Origin of the sequence: Paractinoplanes pyxinae (assembly GCF_026626335.1) — a bacterium.
GTDB classification, from domain to species: Bacteria; Actinomycetota; Actinomycetes; order Mycobacteriales; family Micromonosporaceae; genus Actinoplanes; species Actinoplanes pyxinae.
Genome location: NZ_JAPNTZ010000009.1, coordinates 22240 through 38643, shown reverse-complemented (window position 1 = coordinate 38643; position 16404 = coordinate 22240). Strand labels below are relative to the sequence as shown.

The 16404-nt window shown below is 70.7% G+C and carries 18 protein-coding genes and 1 pseudogene; 13 read left to right on the top strand and 6 right to left on the bottom strand.

The genetic code is table 11. The features are described 5' to 3' along the window. Positions 1 to 18 precede the first annotated feature (18 nt). Both OWR29_RS25130 and OWR29_RS25125 read left to right on the top strand, forming a co-directional pair. Positions 19 to 897: a DUF5926 family protein gene (locus tag OWR29_RS25130; protein ID WP_267565684.1), complete on the top strand. Its 879-nt coding sequence runs from the start codon at positions 19 to 21 to the stop codon at positions 895 to 897. Between the two features lie 145 nt (positions 898 to 1042). Beyond that, positions 1043 to 1786 carry a glycoside hydrolase family 16 protein gene (locus OWR29_RS25125; protein ID WP_267565683.1) on the top strand — a complete coding sequence of 248 codons (744 nt, stop codon included), beginning with the start codon at positions 1043 to 1045 and terminating at the stop codon, positions 1784 to 1786. A 56-nt stretch (positions 1787 to 1842) separates the two neighbouring features. Here the strand turns inward: OWR29_RS25125 and OWR29_RS25120 are convergent, their stop codons facing one another. After that, positions 1843 to 3117: an arginine deiminase gene (locus OWR29_RS25120; protein WP_267565682.1), complete on the bottom strand. Its 1275-nt coding sequence runs from the start codon at positions 3115 to 3117 to the stop codon at positions 1843 to 1845. Positions 3118 to 3428: 311 nt separating this feature from the next. Between OWR29_RS25120 and OWR29_RS25115 the strand changes: the two genes are divergently transcribed. The 5 genes from OWR29_RS25115 (at position 3429) to pheA (ending at position 6946) form a co-directional block, all read left to right on the top strand. Continuing rightward, entirely contained in the window at positions 3429 to 4166 is a 738-nt protein-coding gene (locus OWR29_RS25115) for a hypothetical protein (RefSeq protein WP_438872653.1), read from the top strand. Between the two features lie 102 nt (positions 4167 to 4268). After that, the gene (locus tag OWR29_RS25110; protein WP_267565681.1) at positions 4269 to 4730 is read left to right on the top strand and encodes a PAS domain-containing protein; all 462 of its coding nucleotides are present in this window, start codon (positions 4269 to 4271) and stop codon (positions 4728 to 4730) included. A gap of 210 nt (positions 4731 to 4940) precedes the next feature. Next, positions 4941 to 5330: an ACT domain-containing protein gene (locus OWR29_RS25105; protein ID WP_267565680.1), complete on the top strand. Its 390-nt coding sequence runs from the start codon at positions 4941 to 4943 to the stop codon at positions 5328 to 5330. A gap of 41 nt (positions 5331 to 5371) precedes the next feature. Then, positions 5372 to 5977 carry a hypothetical protein gene (locus OWR29_RS25100; RefSeq protein ID WP_267565679.1) on the top strand — a complete coding sequence of 202 codons (606 nt, stop codon included), beginning with the start codon at positions 5372 to 5374 and terminating at the stop codon, positions 5975 to 5977. A gap of 21 nt (positions 5978 to 5998) precedes the next feature. Then, positions 5999 to 6946, top strand: a complete 948-nt coding sequence (pheA, locus tag OWR29_RS25095; protein WP_267565678.1) for a prephenate dehydratase — start codon at positions 5999 to 6001, stop codon at positions 6944 to 6946. Here pheA and OWR29_RS25090 read toward each other — a convergent pair whose 3' ends face one another. Genes OWR29_RS25090 through OWR29_RS25080 form a run of 3 tightly spaced genes read right to left on the bottom strand, consistent with a single transcriptional unit; the run spans position 6947 to position 8571 of the window. Then, positions 6947 to 7681 carry an AIM24 family protein gene (locus OWR29_RS25090; RefSeq protein ID WP_267565677.1) on the bottom strand — a complete coding sequence of 245 codons (735 nt, stop codon included), beginning with the start codon at positions 7679 to 7681 and terminating at the stop codon, positions 6947 to 6949. Positions 7682 to 7734: 53 nt separating this feature from the next. Beyond that, the gene (locus OWR29_RS25085) at positions 7735 to 8094 is read right to left on the bottom strand and encodes a metallopeptidase family protein (protein WP_267565676.1); all 360 of its coding nucleotides are present in this window, start codon (positions 8092 to 8094) and stop codon (positions 7735 to 7737) included. Positions 8095 to 8142: 48 nt separating this feature from the next. Further along, on the bottom strand, positions 8143 to 8571 hold the full coding sequence (locus OWR29_RS25080) for an OsmC family protein (protein WP_267565675.1): 429 nt from the start codon (positions 8569 to 8571) through the stop codon (positions 8143 to 8145). A gap of 66 nt (positions 8572 to 8637) precedes the next feature. On the opposite strand from OWR29_RS25080, the gene OWR29_RS25075 reads away from it, so the two are divergent. From OWR29_RS25075 to OWR29_RS25060, 4 genes and pseudogenes are all read left to right on the top strand, one after another. Beyond that, on the top strand, positions 8638 to 9417 hold the full coding sequence (locus OWR29_RS25075) for a hypothetical protein (protein WP_267565674.1): 780 nt from the start codon (positions 8638 to 8640) through the stop codon (positions 9415 to 9417). Positions 9418 to 9474: 57 nt separating this feature from the next. Continuing rightward, positions 9475 to 10773 carry a serine--tRNA ligase gene (gene serS / locus OWR29_RS25070; protein WP_267565673.1) on the top strand — a complete coding sequence of 433 codons (1299 nt, stop codon included), beginning with the start codon at positions 9475 to 9477 and terminating at the stop codon, positions 10771 to 10773. Positions 10774 to 10892: 119 nt separating this feature from the next. Beyond that, positions 10893 to 11705, top strand: coding sequence for an HAD family hydrolase (locus OWR29_RS25065; protein ID WP_267565672.1), 813 nt, complete (start codon positions 10893 to 10895; stop codon positions 11703 to 11705). Next, positions 11705 to 12388: pseudogene (locus tag OWR29_RS25060) on the top strand (HAD-IIB family hydrolase); the annotation flags it as partial. The gene OWR29_RS25065 and the pseudogene OWR29_RS25060, both read left to right, overlap by 1 nt. Before the next feature lie 112 nt (positions 12389 to 12500). Here OWR29_RS25060 and OWR29_RS25055 read toward each other — a convergent pair. Continuing rightward, complete coding sequence (locus OWR29_RS25055; protein WP_267565671.1) at positions 12501 to 13070, bottom strand: bacterial proteasome activator family protein; 570 nt, start codon at positions 13068 to 13070, stop codon at positions 12501 to 12503. A gap of 69 nt (positions 13071 to 13139) precedes the next feature. Continuing rightward, the gene (gene ddaH / locus OWR29_RS25050) at positions 13140 to 13967 is read right to left on the bottom strand and encodes a dimethylargininase (RefSeq protein ID WP_267565670.1); all 828 of its coding nucleotides are present in this window, start codon (positions 13965 to 13967) and stop codon (positions 13140 to 13142) included. Positions 13968 to 14034: 67 nt separating this feature from the next. Here ddaH and OWR29_RS25045 point away from each other — a divergent pair, with 67 nt between their 5' ends. Both OWR29_RS25045 and OWR29_RS25040 read left to right on the top strand, forming a co-directional pair. After that, on the top strand, positions 14035 to 14493 hold the full coding sequence (locus OWR29_RS25045) for an Lrp/AsnC family transcriptional regulator (protein ID WP_267565669.1): 459 nt from the start codon (positions 14035 to 14037) through the stop codon (positions 14491 to 14493). A 40-nt stretch (positions 14494 to 14533) separates the two neighbouring features. Then, entirely contained in the window at positions 14534 to 16342 is a 1809-nt protein-coding gene (locus OWR29_RS25040; protein WP_267565668.1) for a beta-propeller domain-containing protein, read from the top strand. Positions 16343 to 16404: the final 62 nt, after the last annotated feature.

Here is a 16404-nt window from a genome sequence, read left to right as displayed (position 1 = left end):
CGCCTAGGCTGTCTCGCCGTGAGCAAGCGTCGTAACCAACGCCAGTCCGCACCCAAGCGCGAGAAGGTGCGGGACATCTTCGTGGCCCGCCCGTTCGAGGGCCTGGCCGACGAACCGGAGTGGATCGCGCTGCGCGAGCTGGTGCCCGCGGCCAGCGCGCCCCTCACGCTCCGGCCCGAGATCATCGAGGAGTACGGCGACCGTCCCGTCACGCTGTCGACGGTGCTGCCGATGGCCTGGCCGGCCATGACCCGCCAGGACGGCCGGGTCTTCATCGGCCTGCAGCGCCACGTGCAGTCGGGCGACGTCTCGCGCGACCTCGCCGTGGCCATCCTGAGCGCGCTGCGCACCGAGCCGGGCGACACGGTCTCGGTGCCGGCCCTGCCCGGAGAGGGCCCGCGCCTGCAGGACGTGCTGGTCGACGGCCCGCTCGAGATCACCATGCACGACGGCTTCGAGTACTGGCTCGACGCCGAGCAGGCCGAGGACCCGACCGTGAAGGCGTCGCTCGAACGGGCGAACGCGTCGATCTACCCGACCGTGCGGCTGGCCGCCGGGCGGGCCGCGTACTGGTGCCGGGTCGCCCCGGACAAGGGCCACGTGCGCTGGGTGCTGCCCGAGACCGAGGACCGCGCGCTGGACACGCTGGCCCGCCTGTCCGCCTCGGGCGACCTGCTGCTGGGCGAGCAGACCAAGTTCGCCGGCATGTTCCGGGCCCACGGTCTGCTGGTGCCGGTGTGGGACATCCCGGGCGAGCCGGAGGCGGCCGACTGGGAGGCGCCGCTGGCCGACTTCGCCAAGCGGTACGCCGACACGCTGGCCGAGACCGGCCCGCTCGACGCCGACGCCCGCCGGGCCAAGCAGGGCCTGATCGGCCGCCAACTCACTCTGCGCTGATGGCCTCGCCTTCGCTCGGCGGCATTGCGCCCCTCGAGGTCGGTGTCGAGGCCACCGAAAATGACCTCGGCTTCGCCTAGCCATTTTCGGCGCCCTCGACACCAACGGGCGCAACGCGGGTACGTGCTTGGACAGGAGCAATACCGTGTTGGACGAGCGGTTCGAGTCGACTGAGTTGGACCGTTCCGTCTGGGTGCCGTGGTATTTGCCCCATTGGAGTTCCCGGGCCGCATCCGCGGCTACGTACGAGGTGGGTGGCGGGGAGCTGCGTCTGAGCATCTCCGCCGACCAGCCGCTGTGGGCCGAGGGCGTGCACGAGACGCCGCTGCGGGTCTCGGGCATCCAGAGCGCCAACTTCTCAGGCCCGGCCGGCAGCACGGTCGGCGGTCAGCCTTTCCTGACCGATCAGCAGGTGCGCGAGGAGCAGGGCGAGTTCTGGGGCTACACCCCGCTCTACGGCGACATCGAGATCCGCATGCGGGCCACGATCACGCCGCGCTCGATGGCCGCCTTCTGGCTCTCCGGCATCGAGACCGCCCCCGAACTCTCCGGCGAGATCTGCGTCATGGAGGTCTTCGGCACCGATCCGCAGGCGATCGGGATGGGCCTGCACCGCTTCCGCGACCCGCGTCTCACCGAGGAGTGGGCGACGGTCACCCGGCCGATCGACGTGGCGGCTTTTCACACGTACGGCGTGAGCTGGCGTCCCGATTCACTCGTCTTCACGGTCGACGGCGAGGCGGTCAAGCAGGTCGGCCAGGCTCCGGACTACCCCGTCCAGCTGGAGATCGCCGTCTTCGACTTCCCCGACCGGGCGCACCTGGTCGACGGGGCCACACCCGTTACCGAGCTGGTCGTGTCGCACGTGCGGGGTCGCCCGCCCGCGTGATTCACGCGCCCCCCTCCCCGCGTTGCGCCCGTCGGTGTCGAGGGCGCCGAAAATGGCTAGGCGAAGCCGAGGCCGTTTTCGGTGGCCTCGACACCGACCTCGAGGGGCGCAATGCCGCCGAGCGGAGGCGAGGCCATAGGCAGAGGCGCTCGCTCGATCGGGCAGCTCATGCACCGCGGGCCGCCGCGGCCGCTGCCGAGCTCGCTGCCGCTGATCCGCACGACCTCGATGCCGGCCCGCTCGAGCTGGGCGTTGGTCTCGACGTTGCGCTCGTAGGCGACGCACAGCCGGGGCGCGAGGGCCAGGGTGTTGTTGCCGTCGTCCCACTGCTCACGCTCGGCGGTGACCGGGTCGAGGCCGGTGTCGATGATGCGCAGCCGGTCGATCCGCATCGCCTCGGCGGCGACCTCGAGGAACGGCCGGGGCGCGGAGGCGCGGGGCTCGCCGTCGGCGTCGGCCACCACCGCGTACGCCTGAAGGGTGTGGGCGATGTTGGGATACATGACCACGGCGTCGACGTCGACCATCGTGCACACCGTGTCGAGGTGCATGGTGGCGCGCTCCTGGGCGATCGGCACGGCCAGAATGGTGCGGGCCAGCCCGGCCGCGAAGACCCGCCGGGCCAGCCGTTCGGCCCCGGCCGGGGTGGTGCGCTCGCCCACCCCGATCGCCAGCACCTCGGGCGCCAGCACGAGCACGTCGCCGCCCTCGAGCCTTTCCAGACCGGGGTCGTACAGCAGCTCGGAGCCGGCGAAGCGCGGGTGGTGGCGATAGATGGCCCGGGTCAGCGTCGTCTCACGGCTGCGGGCCGGCATGGCCAGGCTGGTGACGGCGACCCGGTCGCGCACCCAGACCGACGAGTCGCGGGTGAACAGCAGGTTGGGCAGCGGGTCGATGACGAAGTCGAGCTTGTCCATCATCTCGTAGACCAGGCCGCCCGGCCCGGGCTTGAGCTCTTGATGAGCCAGGCCGGTCATCAGCACCTCGGCCAGCCGGCGCGGGTCCTGATCGGCCAGGTAGCGGCCCACGCTGACCCGCAGCGTGTCGCCCAGCCGCCGGTCGGCCAGCACCGTCTCGGTGAGCTCGGCGCGGGCCTCGTCGACGGCGAGCGTCTCGGCCAGCAGCTCGCCCAGGTACAGCACCTCGACGTCGCGCTCGCGCAGGGCGGCCGCGAAGGCGTCGTGCTCCTCCTGGGCGCGACCCACCCACGGGATGGCGTCGAAGAGCAGGCTGTCGTTGTTGCGGGGGGTCAGCCGGGCCAGCTCGGCGCCCGGCCGGTGCAGCAGCACCGTGCGCAGCCGTCCCACTTCACTGTCGACGTAGTGCACCACGAGCCGACCGTAGCCCAACCTCGATCTCCCGGCACGCGTCGTGCACTCCGCGCGATCGGCCGATGACAATCTGCCTAGATCATGAGACACCTGTGCACGAGGGCAGCACGCCGACTAGCTTGGTTCGTGGAAACTGTCGAACAGGGGAACAGGGCCGAGATGCACCATCCGCAAGAAGTAGCGATGCGTGAATGCGGCATTCATCCCTTCTCATTCCACTTTCTTTCCACCGTCGTGTCTTGCTTCCGTAGGGGGTCGAGCACTTACGGTAGTGAAAAGAGAGCCCGAAGGACCTTTTGCCGGAGGTCGCAGTGACTGTCTTCCCAGCCCGCCCTGCTCTACCCGCCACCCCGAACAGTCAGAGGATCGACCGTCGCCTGGGTAGCCCCGCCGCCATCGAGGCCCCGCCCCGCACCGCGACGCCCGCCGAATGGGCTCGCCGCCGCCGCGCCGAGCGGGACGCCCGCCGTCTCGAGGCCGCCGGCGCCCGCGCGCTGACCCGCCTCGACCGCCTCGGACCCAACTGGCACATCGTGGACTGGCCGCGCACCGACGCGCTGGGCTACTACGAGCCTGACCCCGCCGACGACCGCGCCGGATTCCTGGCCATCGGTCCGGGCGGCGTCTACGCGGTGACCGTCGCCGATCACGGCCGCGCCCGGGTGCTCATCGCCGGGGACGTGGTGCAGATCAACGGCAAGCGCCCGCAGTACATCGCCGAGGCGCGTCGCGAGGCCCGCCGGGCCAGCAAGGCGCTGTCGGCCGCCGTCGGCCTGAGCGTGCCGGTGACCCCCGTGCTCACCTTCGTGGGCAACGGCGTGATCAGCGTGCACGGCCTCCCCAAAGAGGTGCTGGTCGCGACGGACAAAGAGCTTGACAGGCTGCTGATCGCGGGTGGCGCACGCATCTCGCCGGCCACCGCGGGCAAGCTTTCGGCCGTGGCCAACCACCCGGCCACCTGGGCAAACGCGCCTTATCGGCCGGCCGGCGACTACCGCTGGCACGCTGACGGACAAACGGCCGCTGACAAGCGGACAGCGCGCCGGTAACGTTCCTTCCGGTTGTAGTCGACGACTTCACCGCCGCGGCAGGCTTGGGGAACCGAGCGATGCCGCGGCGGGTCGCCGATCCGCAAGAGCGAGGAGGAACGGGTGGCTCACGTCGAACTCTCACTCTCGGGAGCGTTCGTGCCGCAGGCGCGCACCCCGTCCGAGGCCGAGTTCGTTCCGAGCCTCGAGAGGTGGACAGCGACCGTCGCGTCGGCCACCGAACCCTGCCTCATCATCGACACCACCACCGCCATCGCCGCCGTGTCGGCCTCCGCGAGTGAACTGCTGGGCCTGGGCAAGCCGCCCGAGGTGCTGGGCCAGCCGCTCGGCTCGGTGCTCCACCTGATCGACTTCACGGCCGTCGCCGCCGAACTCGAGGAGTCGGACGCCGACAAGATCCCGCCGCTGCTGGCGTTGCGCAGCGAGCGTCTGGCCCGCGGCCTGCTGCGGGTCGTGCCCGAGCCCGGCGAGACCCCGCTGACCATCGATGCGATCGCCACCCCGCTGTTCGACAACGAGCGGGTGGCGGGCTCGATGACCTTCTTTTCCGCCGTACGGTACTGAACTGAGCCTCTGGCCTCGCTCCGCTCGGCGGCATTGCGCCCCGGGAGGTCGATGTCGAGGACACCAAAAACGACCTCGGCTGCGCCTAGCCGTTTTTGGCGCCCTCGACATCGACGGGCGCAATGCGTTTCGGGCTCATGTCCGAGCTGTGGCGTTTGACGCACCCCGGGGGCATTGGGCAACCCTGATCTCGAACCGTAGTCTGCCCTCATGCTCGATCTCGACCTGCTGCCCGCGGAGTACGCGGTGTGCCGGCTGCCCGCCGGTTCCCCGGTCCCGGCTTCGCTCAGCGCGGGTCCGGACGACAAGAGTGTGATCTCGCTGAGCTGGGACGCCGACGAGCTGTCGATCATCTGCCCGGTCGACCGGGTGCCCGAGGGCGCCGACGTCGACACGGCGTGGCGGTGCCTGCGGGTGGTGGGCCCGCTCGACCTCGCGCTAACCGGAGTGCTGGCCTCACTGATCGGTCCGCTGGCCGACGCCCGCGTCAACATTGTCACGTTCTCGACGTATTCGACCGACTACCTGCTCGTCCCGACCGTGCGGCTCGCCGTGGCGATCGACACCTTGCGCGCCGCCGGGCACCGGATAGCGTCCTGAGACTTGGTCACATCGGGCGCAGCTGGACATAGCATGTCCGCGTGTCCCCCCGCACAACCGTCGTCCCCCTGGCGTTCGTCGCAGCGGCTCTGCTGACCGCGTGCGGCGCGCCTCCGGAGCCGCTGCCCACCTCACCGCCGTACGTGTCGCCCAGCGCGGCGCCGATCTCGATCGGCCCGTCGATCGACCTGCCGCCTCCGCTGCCGACCGCCACCGCTCCCACGCTGCCGGCCGTCCCGACCACCTATCCGACCCTCCCGGCGTACCCCACGCAGCGCCTGCCGACGCCGAGGGCGACCCTGACGACCACCCCGCCCGAGACGGTGTCGCCCACCCCCACCCCCTCGCACGCGCCCAAGTGCACCGCCAAGCCGACCAAGCCGCAGGTCTTGGCGCTGATCAAGGGGAAGCCCGGGGTCCCCGACAAGCCGCTGCGGGTCTACCAGGGCCCGTACTGCTCGGGAACGTGGTCGTTCGCCACGGTCGAGGTCACCGGGGCCGACGCCGACGACCTGGAGCCGCTGATGGTCGTGGCCACCGGCGTGGACGACACCCTCACGCTGGTCGCGGCCGGGTCGGAAGTCTGCATCGACCGCGTGCAGACCGCCGCCCCGCCCGGCATCCGAGTGCTGGCCTGTGGCTTCTGAGGCGGGCTTAGACTCCTTGGCATGCCGGGAACGCCGCCCACGCGCTTCGTCTACCTCGGTCCGGAGGGCACCTTCACCGAGGCCGCGCTGCGCACCATCCCCGCCGCCGAGCACGGCCTGCGTACGCCCGCGCGCAGCGTGCCCGAGGCGCTCGAGGCCGTCCGCACCGGTGACGCCGACGCGGCGCTGGTCCCGCTCGAGAACTCCGTCGGCGGCGCGGTGCCGGTCACGCTGGACGAACTGGTCACCGGCAGCCCGCTGATCATCACGCGCGAGGTCGTCATCCCGGTCGAGTTCGTGCTGGCCGCGCGCTCCCTCACGCCGCTGGCCGGCCTGCGGTCGATCGCCGCCCACCCGCAGGCGTCGGCCCAGTGCAGGGGCTGGCTGCGGGCCAACGTGCCCGACGCGGTGGTCGTCGACGTGCTGTCCAACGCGGCCGCGGCGATCAGCGCGGCCAAGGGTGAGCAGGACGCGGCTCTGTGCGCCCCGATCGGGGTGTCGCGCAACGGGCTGGCCGTGCTGGCCGACAAGGTGGCCGACCGGGCCGACGCGGTGACCCGCTTCGCGCTGCTCACCCGGCCCGGGCCGCCGGCCGAGCCGACCGGCGACGACGTCACCTCGCTGGCCGTCTCGATCCGGCACGACCAGGTCGGGGCGCTGCTGTCGGTGCTCACCGAGCTGGCCGTGCGCGGGATCAACCTGTCCCGCATCGAGTCCCGGCCGACCGGGGAGCAGCTGGGGACGTACGTGTTCTTCCTCGACTGCACCGGCCACGTGGCCGAGCCGCGCTTCGGCGAGGCCCTGCAGGGTCTGCGCCGGATCTGCGCCGACGTGCGCTTCCTGGGCAGCTACCCCCGCCACCGGCTCACGCCGGAGGCCCCGGTGGCATCCCCCCGGGGCCTCTCCAACACCGACTTCGCCGACTCAGCGAACTGGCTCGCTCGCATACGAGCGGGTGAGTTCTCTTAACTAATTTCCGAAGATGTTGCCCAGGATGCCGCCGTCCTGCTGCTGACCGCCCGCAGCGCCGGCGAAGCCGCCCGGGGGCTCCTCGGAGGGCTGCACGACCACGAAGCCCTGGCCGGAAAAGCTCATCGTGAACCGCTCGCCCGTGGTGCGGCCCAGCAGCGTGCCCATGCCGAGCTGCTCGGCGCGGTGGTAGCCGGTCTGCAGGTTGGCCGACCAGCAGATCGCGGCCTGCGGGTCGACGTAGGTGGGCTGGTCGACCGAGAGCACCACCGGCGTGCCCTTGGTGGTGACGGCGATCCGGCCGTGACCGGAGAAGACGCAGTTGAATAGGCCCGCGTTGGACATCATGCCGGCGCCCTGGACCATCTTGATGTCGTAGTTGAGCGACGAGTCGAAGGCGAGCACGTTGGCGCCGTTGATCGAGAGCGCGTCGCCCGGCTCGAGGTCGATGAGGTGGATGTCGGCCGCGTTCTCGGCCAGGAAGACGTCCCCGTGACCGCGTACGCGCATGAGGGGAACGCCCTCGCCGGTGAGCTTCTGCTTGAGGAACTTGCCGATGCCGCCGGAGCCGAGCGCCTCGAACTGCACCTGCCCCTGGTACGCGACCATCGAGCCGACGCGGGCCATGAACTCGCCGTTCAGTTCGGCCTTGAGCAGCTTGGAGTTCTGCAGCCGGAGACCGGGCTGGGCCGACTCTTTCTCGAGGTTGTCGGCGTTGAAAAGCTCGCTACGCATGGCCTCAGGGTAGGAGGGCGTGACAAACGCGTTGTCAGCCTTTCAGGTTTTTCTCAGCCCCAGCCGAGTTCGTGCAGACGGGCGTCGTCGATGCCGAAATGGTGGGCGATCTCGTGGACCACGGTGATCGCGACCTCGTCGATGACGTCGGTCTCGGTGTCGCACACGCGCAGCGTCGGGTTGCGATAGATGGTGATGCGGTCGGGCAGCACGCCGGCGTAGTCCCAGCCGCGGTCGGTGAGCGCCGTGCCCTCGTACAGGCCGAGCAGGTCCTCGCCGTCCGGCGGCTCGTCCTCGACGACGATCACCACGTTGTCCATGACCTTCAGGAGTTCGGCGGGCACCTCGTCGAGGGCCTCACCGACCAGATCCTCGAAGCGTTCCCGACTCATCTCGACCGGCACAGATGCCATTGTGCCCCGGACGCTCGCGGAGCGGCCGGGGCACGTGGTGACGGTGAATCAGGCGAGCTTGGCGCTCAGGGTGATCTCGGCGCCCGGGGACAGCAGCCGCGAGATCGGGCAGTTCGCCTTGGCGTCCTCGGCGATCTTCTGGAACGTGCCGTCGTCGACACCGGGGACGTCGCCCTGGGTCTCGAGGTCGATGCGGGTGACGCTGAAGCCGGCGTCGGTCTTGTCCAAGTGGACCTTGGCGACGGTCTCGACCGAGGTCGGCGTGAAGCCGGCGTCGGCGAGCGCCTTCGAGAAGGCCATCGAGTAGCAGCCGGCGTGCGCGGCGCCGATCAGCTCCTCCGGGTTGGTCCCCTCGCCCTCTTCGAACCGGGACTTGAACGAGTAGTTCCCCTGGATGCCGCCCTTGCCGGTCTTGATGGAGCCGGAACCCTCGGTGAGGTTCCCCTGCCAGCGAGCGGTAGCACTGCGAATAGGCATGACCAGAACGCTAGTCCATGCGACGGCCGCTGGCCGGTCGACCTGGCACAGGGCACCATGGGTGCCATGCCCGCGCCGCAGCAGCCGCCGACGCCGCTCGAGATCGACATGACCCCGCCCGACGAGGTGGTCGAGTTCGGCGCCCCCGCCGAGCCTCGCCGCTCTCGCTGGAACACGGCGGGCCTCGGCCGCGACCTGCTGGCCGACCGGCGTACGGTGCCGCTCATGGCGGCCGTGGCCGCGCTGGCCGGGCTGGTCTCGGTGCTGTCCGAGTGGCAGGTCACCGCGCTCGACCCGGGATCTCTGGGCAGTATCGACGTGGGCGAGCGGGTGCTCCCCAGCAGCCTCGACGACCTGGGCGCGCTGGGCATCGGCTACGTGCTCGGCCTGTTCCTGGTGGTGCCGGCCGTGGTGCTGACCCTGTTCGGGCCGCCCGGTGGCCGCCGGTACGCCCGGCTGGCCGGCCTGAGCGTCGCGGGCACACAGCTGGGCCTGCTCATCGCCATCGCCAGCGCGCTCAGCTCGCAGAGCTACGTGATCGACCCGATCTATCGCATCGCGCTCGAGGACAACGAGCCCACTCTCTCGTACGGCCGGGGTCTGTGGTGCGCCTTCGCCGCGGTGCTGCTGGCCCTGGCCGCGCTGTATCTGGCCGCCCGGCACTGGGCGGCCGCCCCCGGCACCGACGAGTCCTCCCCGGTCGAGGAGATCGAGCCCGACCCGGTGTGGTCGTGGCGGCGCCCGACCGGTGAGTCCGACCGCCCGGCCGACCAGGCCCTCGACCTCACCGTCGGGCCGTCGCAGCCGTTCACGTCGCTGAGCGACGACCGCGATCGCCCGAACTGACCACGCAAGGCATATCCGGGTGCTGACCGGACACCGCGGTCGGTAGTCTCGACACTCGTGATTGACCTGCGTCTGCTTCGCGAAGACCCCGACCGGTTCCGCGCCAGCCAGCGCCTGCGCGGCGAGTCCACCGAGGTGGTGGATGAGCTGCTGCGCGCCGACGAGGCCCGCCGCTCGGCCACCCAGCGGTCCGAGGCGATCCGGGCCGAGCAGAAGTCGCTGAGCAAGCAGGTGCCCAAGGCCTCCGCCGACGAGCGGCCGACCCTGCTCGCCCGCACCAAAGAGCTCGCCGCCGAGGTCAAGGAGACCGAGGCCGCGACGAAGGCGGCCGACGAGGCGCTGCGGCAGGCCCACCTCGCCGTGCCCAACCTGGTGCAGGACGGCGTGCCGCCGGGCGGCGAGGACGACTTCGTCGTGCTGCGTGAGGTCGGCGACGTGCCGGTCATCGACAACCCGAAGGACCACCTCGAGATCGGCGAGGCGCTGCGGGCGATCGACACCGAGCGCGGCGCCAAAGTGTCGGGCTCGCGGTTCTACTTCCTGACCGGCGTCGGCGCGCTGCTGCAGCTGGGTCTGCTGCAGATGGCGATCGCCCAGGCGGTCGAGCACGGCTTCACCCCGTCGATCACCCCGTCGCTGGTCAAGCCGGAATCGATGGAGGGCACCGGGTTCCTCGGCGCCCACGCCAGCGAGATCTACCGGCTCGAGGCCGACGACCTGTACCTGGTCGGCACGTCCGAGGTCCCCCTGGCGGCGTACCACTCGAACGAGATCATCGACCTCGAAGGTGGTCCGGAACGCTTCGCCGGCTGGTCGAGCTGCTATCGGCGCGAGGCCGGCTCGTACGGCAAGGACGTGCGCGGCATCCTGCGGGTGCACCAGTTCGACAAGGTCGAGATGTTCTCGTTCTGCAGGCCGGAAGAGGCGGCCGACGAGCACCTGCGCCTGCTCGCCATGGAGGAGGAGATGCTGGCCAAGGTCGAGATCCCGTACCGGGTGATCGACGTGGCCGGCGGCGACCTGGGTTCCAGCGCCTCGCGCAAGTTCGACTGCGAGGCCTGGGTGCCGTCGCAGGGCCGCTACCGCGAGGTCACCTCGACGTCGAACTGCACCACTTTCCAGGCGCGGCGGCTCAACATCCGCTACCGCGACGCCGACGGCAAACCGCAGACAGCGGCCACGCTGAACGGCACGCTGGCCACCACCCGCTGGCTGATTCCGATCCTCGAGAACCACCAGCAGCCCGACGGTTCTGTCCGGGTTCCGAAGGCGCTGCAACCGTACGTTGGCGGCCGCGACATTTTGGAGCCCCCGTCCAACCACCCCGCCGCCGCCCAAAGATCGACTAAAGGCTGAGCCTCGTAACTGTCAATACACCCGTCGGCTACCAGAAGTCATAGTCGCTGGTAGCCGCGCGGGTGTACCGTTCTCCTTCCGCCCTCCGCGGGGGTTAGCAAAACCCTCGGAGGTATCAGATGGTCAAGCCTGGTCTCCCCAAGCTCATCGCAACCGACCTCGACGGCACTCTGGTGCGCAGCGACGACACCGTGTCCGCCTATACCCACGAGGTGCTCGGCCGGGTCCGGGCGGCCGGCATCCGCGTCGTCGGCGCCACCGGCCGCGGCCCGCGGCTGACCACCCTCACCCGCAACGACATCCGCGACGCCGACTTCCTGGTCATGGCCCAGGGCGGCTGGGTGCTCGACCAGGCCGAGTCCACCTATCTGCAGCAGTCGCGGCTGCCCGGCGCGATGCTCGAGCGGGTGCTGACCGAGCTCGAGGCCGAGGTCGGCGAGCTGTCGGTCATGGTCGAGGCGCTGGAGCACGACGACTCCCCGCTCTGGGGCGACTACGACCCGACCTGGCGCTACCCGGTGACCGTGGAGCGACGCAGCCGCGCCGAGTGCTGCACGAGCGACGTGATCAAGGCGTTCGCGCGCTCGTTCGCCTACGACGTCGACGAGTTGCTGGCCGTGGCCCGCCGGATCGTCCCGCCCGAGGTGGCTTCGGTCACCCAGGCCGGCCTCAACTACGTCGAGATCTGCCCCGCGAACGTGGACAAAGGCACCGGCCTGGCCGTGGTCGCCCAGGCCGTCGGGGTCGACCCGGCCGACGTGCTGGTCTTCGGCGACATGCCCAACGACCTGCCGATGTTCGCCTGGGCCGGGTGGAGCCGGGTGGCCGTCGGCAACGCGCACGCCGAGCTGCGGGCGGTCGCCGACGAGGTGACGCTGACCAACGACGAGGACGGCGTGGCGGTCTATCTCGACCGGCTACTGTCGAGGTGATGTCCTCGCCCTTTCAGCTCGTCGCCAGCGATATCGACGGCACGCTCATCCGCACCGACGGCACCCTCAGCCCGCGCACCATCGAGGTGCTCGACGCGCTCCCCGTTCCCTTCGTGGTCGTGACCGGCCGGCCGGTGCGCTGGCTCCGGCAGCTCTTCGATCAGATGGCCGCTCCGGTGCCGGCGATCTGCGCCAACGGCGCGGTGATCTACGACGCCGAGCGGGACGAGGTGCTGCGGGCCGATCCGCTCCCGGTCGAGCTGCTGCTCGACGTGGCCAAGCGGCTGCGCGACGCCGTGCCCGACGTCGCGCTGGCGGTCGAGGTCGAGGACGGGCGGGCCTTCTGGTACGAGGAGGCGTGGCCCGTGCGCTGGGAGGGTGACGGCAACGCCGTACGCGTTCTCGCCACCCCGGAAGAGCTGACCTCCACCCCGGCGGTCAAGCTGCTCGCGCGCTCGGCCAACCATGAGCCGGACGAGTTCTACGAGCTGGTGAGCAGCACGCTGGGTGACATCGCCACGGCCACCCACTCTTCGTCGAGCGCCCTGGTCGAGATCAGCGCGGCCGGCGTGACCAAGGCGGCCGGCCTGGCCTGGCACTGCGAGCGCTACGGCATCGACAAGTCACAGGTGATCGCCTTCGGCGACATGCCGAACGACATCCCCATGCTGACCTGGGCCGGACACGGGGTGGCGATGGCCAACGCGCACCCGCCCTCAAGGCGGTGGCCGACGAGGTCGGTCGCAGCAACGACGAGGACGGGGTCGCGGAGTATCTGGCGAAGCTGTACGGGCTCTAGAGGTATTGCCCGGTGCGGCCGCCGTCGCCCGAACCGTCGCGCGGGCCGGGCATGCCGGGCAGCGCGCCCATCGGCAGGGCCGGGCGACCGGCGCCGCCGCCCCGCATCTGCTCGAGCTGCAGCCGGGCCGCCATCTGCTGGGCGACGAGCGCGGCCTGAATGCCGTGGAACAGGCCCTCGAGCCAGCCGACGAGCTGAGCCTGCGCGATGCGCAGCTCGGACTCGCTGGGCGGGGTCTCGCCCTCGAACGGCAGGGACAGGCGCTCGAGCTCTTCGCGCAGCTCGGGGGCCAGGCCGTCCTCCAGCTCGGTGATGGACCGCTGGTGGATCTCGCGGAGCCGGCCCCGGCTCGCCTCGTCGAGCGGCGCCGCCCGGACCTCTTCGAGCAGCTGCTTGATCATGCTGCCGATCCGCATGACCTTGGCCGGCTGCTCGATCAGGTTGCCCGGCTCTTCCGGGTTGACCGTTCCGTCGGCGCCCATGGTTCCGAGCGGACGCCCGTCGGGGCCGACCACGATGACGGAACCGTCGTCCTGCTTCTCGGGGATGCCTTGTTCGTCGGTCATGCGGTCCATCTTCCCGCACAGCCTCCAGTCATCCGCCAGCGCCCATGCCTTGTTTCGCAGTGTCCGGGGTCACTGCCTCAGCTCGGCTACGACGCACTTCACACTGCCGCCGCCCCGCTTGAGCTCGGAGAGGTCGACGTGGACGGGCTGGTAGCCGGCCGCGCGCACCTTCTCGCCCATGGCCGTCGCCTCGGTGTTGAGGATGACGTGGCGGCCGTCGCTGACCAGGTTGAGCCCGAACGCCTCGGCGTCGGCCCGGTCGGCCAGAACGGCGTCCGGGAAGAGCTGGGCCAGCACCCGCTGCGAGGCGGCCGAGAAGGCCTCGGGGTAGTAGGTGACGTGGCGGTCGTCGAGGGCGGCCAGCGCGGTGTCGAGGTGGTAGAAGGCCGGGTCGACCAGGTGGAGCGAGACGACCGGGCGGCCGAGCACCTCTTGCGCCTCGGCGTGGGCGGCCGGGTCGGTGCGGAAGCCGTAACCGGCCAGCACCAGACCGCCGTACGCGCCGGGCAGGTACGCGAAGTCGCCCTCACCCTCGTTGACGTGCTGCGGGCCGGAGAACTTCCAGCCCTGGAGCGTGTAGAACTCGCGGTGGGCGTCGGCCTCGGCGCCCCGCTGGGGATAGAGGAACCGGGCGCCGTAGACCGTGCCGTCGACCGAGAAGGCGCCGTTCGCCGCGTAGACCATGTCGGGCAGGCCCGGCACGGCGTCGAGCACGTGCACGAGGTGGCCGAGGTCGCCGAGCGTGTCCCGCAGGACCTGCCACTGCTTGAGGGCCAGGGCGGCGTCGACCGGCAGGGTCGTGTCCATCCACGGGTTGATGGCGTACTCGACCGTGAAGTGCTGCGGCGGACACATGAGATATGTCCGGTTCCGCGGCCGGCGCTCGATGTGGTTCATGAGCTAGAGCGTAGGTAGGCTGCGATGCACGAAACAGCTAGAAATCTTGTGTGTTAGGGGCGAATCGTTGCAACTGGACGCCGTGGATCAGCGAATCGTTGCGTTGCTGGTGGCCGACGCCCGCTCGTCGTACGCCGAGATCGGGGCCAAGGTCTCACTGTCCGCCCCGGCGGTCAAGCGGAGGGTCGACCGGCTTCGATCGAGCGGGGTGATCAAGGGCTTCACGACGGTCGTCGAGCCGTCCGCCGTGGGCTGGACGACCGAGGCCTTCGTCGAGCTGTTCTGCACCGGGCGCACCACCCCGGCCCAGATCACGGTGGCCACCCGCCGCCATCCCGAGGTCGTCGGGGCCTACACGGTCTCGGGTGAGGCTGACGCGCTCGTACACCTGCGCGCGGCCGATATCGGACACCTCGAGCAGGTGCTGGAAAGGCTGCGCGCCGAGCCGTTCGTGACCTCCACGCGCAGCATGATCGTGCTCTCCCGGTTGGTCGAGACGCCGACACCCGTACCCGCAATGGAGTGACCCCGGGAACCCGGCCACCCGCGACCGCGTCCAACCGGACATGTCGCGTCGATCCTGGCTCCTGGCCACGCTGGCTGTCGTGCCGCTGGCCGCCTGTACCGCGTCCGGCCCCACCGAGCCTCGCCCGGCGGCGGCGCCGGCCCTGAAGCTGGTCGCCTTCGACTCCTGCGCCCAGCTCGAGAAAGAGCTGCGGGCGGCGGCCGAGAAAAGCTATGTCGCTCCTCCCCCGATGCCTGACAACGCCCGCGCCCTGGGGGCCGACTCGGCCCGAGCCTCCGAGATCGGCGGCGAGTTCTCGGGCACCAACGTGCAAGAGGTGGGGATCGACGAACCCGACATCGTGAAGACCGACGGGCGGCGGATCGTCACCGTCTCGGGCGGCGTGCTGCGCGTGGTCGACACCGTTACCCGCACGCAGACCGGCCGCCTCGATCTGGGGCTTCAGGCGTACGGCGAACCGAAGGTGCTGGTGGCCGGCGATCACGCGCTGGTGCTGGCCGACGGCGGCGGCCGCCCCATGCTGCGTGAGGACAGCCGGATCATGCGGCCCTTCAACGGCCGGTCCGAGGTGCTGCTCGTCGACCTGACCGGCGGCACGCCCCGGCTGCTCAGCCGTTATCGCGGCGACGGACGGGTGGTCGACGCGCGGCAGCACGGCAGCGTGGCCCGCGTCGTGATCAGCAGCAGTCCCGACTTCCCGTTCCCGTACGGCCGCGAGCCCGAGCCCGAGAACGTCATGCAGGACGAGCGGAGCTTCGAGCGGGCTCCGTTGGAGTCCTGGCTGCCGGGCTGGGAGGTCACCACGGGCGGCGCCACGGCCAAGGGGCGGCTCGACTGCTCGGCGGTCAGCCGGCCGGAGTCGTTCTCGGGGCTCTCGATGCTGCGGGTGCTGTCGTTCGACCTGAACGCGACCGCGCTCGGCGACGGCGATCCGGTGGCGGTGGTGGCCGACGGTGATGCCGTCTACAGCAGCGCCGACGGGCTCTACATCGCCAACAACCAGGGCTGGCGGTTGACCCGCGCCGACCGGGCCGGGGTGCCGGACACGACCGACATCTACCGGTTCAGCCTGCCGCCGGCCGGCCGGCCGATCTATGTGGCGTCGGGCAAGGTCTCCGGCCGGCTGCTCAACCAGTACTCGATGTCCGAGTGGGACGGTCACCTGCGGGTGGCGACGACCAGCATGACCGACGACGCCTCGGCGGTGCGGGTGCTACGCGAGAAGGACGGCAAGCTGGCCGAGGTGGGCGCGGTCGAGGGCCTGGGCCGGGGTGAGCGCATTTACTCCGTACGGTTCATCGGCCCCCGCGGCTACGTGGTGACCTTCCGCGAGACCGACCCGCTCTACAGCCTCGACCTCGCCGATCCGAGCAAGCCGCGGGTCACGGGCGAACTGAAGATCACGGGCTACTCGGCGCACCTGCAGCCGGTGGGCGAGAACCGGCTCATCGGCATCGGCCAGGAGGCGGACACCCGAGGCGTGCCGACCGGAACGCAGGTCTCGCTGTTCGACGTGACCGACCCGGCCGCGCCCCGGCGCCTCGACCAGCACGTGGTGGCAGGTGGCTCGTCGGAGGCCGAATCCGATCCGCACGCGATCCTGTGGTGGCCGGCGAGCAACCTGCTGGTGCTGCCGGTGGCCGACGCCAAGTCGGACGGCGCGCTGGCCCTGCAGATCACCGGCGACCGGCTCGCACAGACCACCCGGCTGGCCCCCACGGCCAAGGACACCGGGCCGATGCGCCGGGCTCTGGTGGTCGGCGATGTGCTGTGGTCGGTCACCGACGGCGGCCTGCTTGCCTCGAACCTGTCCACCCTCGACCAGGTCGCCTGGGTCGGCCTGAAGTAGCTGGGGCTTGTCCTGTCCGGTCCGCACTCAGCCCCGCGGGCCGGCGGGACAAGCCCCGTCCA